This window comes from Mesobacillus campisalis, from assembly GCF_000986785.1.
Lineage (GTDB): Bacteria > Bacillota > Bacilli > Bacillales > Cytobacillaceae > Mesobacillus_B > Mesobacillus_B campisalis.
In genome coordinates this window covers 1-600 of the sequence record NZ_LAYY01000079.1, presented here as the reverse complement: position 1 = coordinate 600, position 600 = coordinate 1, and the positions used below count along the sequence as shown (strand labels likewise).

Sequence of the window (600 nt, the reverse complement as noted above, 5' to 3'; positions counted from 1 at the left end):
TCCCGTTTCGCTCGCCGCTACTCAGGGAATCGCGTTTGCTTTCTCTTCCTCCGGGTACTTAGATGTTTCAGTTCCCCGGGTCTGCCTTCAATACCCTATGGATTCAGGTAAAGATACTGTTCCATTACGAACAGTGGGTTTCCCCATTCGGAAATCTCCGGATCAAAGCTTACTTACAGCTCCCCGAAGCATATCGGTGTTAGTCCCGTCCTTCATCGGCTCCTAGTGCCAAGGCATCCACCGTGCGCCCTTTCTAACTTAACCTTGCGGCAAATACTTGCCAGGTTTCTCTTTTTCAATCAAAAGAGAGAAAAACTAAAATGGCGATACTCGGTTTTATTGCAATTGCCTTCTTACATACGATTATCCAGTTTTCAAGGAACAAAGTGGAGCCTAGCGGGATCGAACCGCTGACCTCCTGCGTGCAAAGCAGGCGCTCTCCCAGCTGAGCTAAGGCCCCGTAAAAAGTATTTGAATGGTGGGCCTAAATGGACTCGAACCATCGACCTCACGCTTATCAGGCGTGCGCTCTAACCAGCTGAGCTATAGGCCCACATAAAAGGAAATATAAAAGAGATTGCTCTCTCAAAACTAAACAAA

At 47.8% G+C, this 600-nt stretch carries 2 tRNA genes and 1 rRNA gene; all 3 read right to left on the bottom strand.

What is annotated here, in order from left to right:
* Positions 1–264: ribosomal RNA gene (locus WQ57_RS22505) — 23S ribosomal RNA — on the bottom strand; the annotation flags it as partial.
* Positions 265–387: 123 nt separating this feature from the next.
* Positions 388–460 (bottom strand) — tRNA-Ala (locus WQ57_RS22500).
* 16 nt (positions 461–476) lie between these two features.
* Positions 477–553: transfer RNA gene (locus WQ57_RS22495), tRNA-Ile, on the bottom strand.
* Positions 554–600: the final 47 nt, after the last annotated feature.